General features: G+C 68.3%; 1 protein-coding gene. It reads right to left on the bottom strand.

All coding sequences use genetic code 11. The features are described 5' to 3' along the window. Positions 1-156: 156 nt before the first annotated feature. Positions 157-717, bottom strand: a complete 561-nt coding sequence (locus NA8A_RS24215; protein ID WP_009452794.1) for a S26 family signal peptidase — start codon at positions 715-717, stop codon at positions 157-159. Positions 718-735 lie beyond the last annotated feature (18 nt).

The raw sequence follows: 735 nt of genomic DNA, 5'->3' as shown, positions 1-735 counted from the left end.
GGCGCGTTCTCGGCCTCCGAAGGTTTGGCCGGAACGAAGGTGAGCGACCCTTCGATGCCGAGCCCTTCGAAGCGCCCTTTGAAACCGGTTTCCGTGCGGGTGAAACTGCCGAGGTCTGCCATGATGTCGTCTCCTGTGGTGCGGTTGAGGGGAAGTTCACGGCTCAAGGGCCGGATCGGCGAAGCACCAGCGGAAGTGGCCGTCGCCGTCTTCGTCGGTGTAGAGAGGAAGCGCACGGCCGATGACGGCCGAGGCGGGAAGCGCGCCGAAGTAGCGGCCGTCGAGGCTGTCGCCCGAGTCCCAGTTGAGCAGGAAGACCTCACCGGCGGCGATCACACGGCAGCCCTGCCATTGCGGCAGATCGCGGCCAAAGCGATCGCGCGGCTGCGCATCGCCATAGGCGTGATCGTAAGCGATCACGGACGGACCACGGCGGCAGACCTCGGTGCCGGGCAGCGCCAGTACGCGCTTGATGAGCGGCAGGCCGCGCGGCAGGTAGCCGCGTGCGTCGAGGAAGCCGGCGAGGTCGTCGGGCGGCAGCACCACGACCAGATCGCCGACCGCGATCGACCGAACGGGCGCGAGCGAATAGAGTCCGATCGGAACACTGGCCGATGCGTTCCAGATGAAGCGCGGGGCATGGCCGCTGACGATCGGCGCGGCAACGAGAACCGCACCGGCCAGCATGGCGGCGAGCGTGACGCGGCGCGCACTCATGGCAGGATGCTCCGGCGC

This window comes from Nitratireductor indicus C115, assembly GCF_000300515.1.
Taxonomy (GTDB): Bacteria; Pseudomonadota; Alphaproteobacteria; order Rhizobiales; family Rhizobiaceae; genus Nitratireductor; species Nitratireductor indicus.
Note: the sequence above shows the minus strand (reverse complement) of the source record. Positions and strands in the feature narration are given on the sequence as shown.

Excerpts from the sequence above, each read along its gene's own strand:
- NA8A_RS24215 (WP_009452794.1), bottom strand. The coding sequence starts at position 717 with ATGAGTGCGCGCCGCGTCACGCTCGCCGCCATGCTGGCCGGTGCGGTT.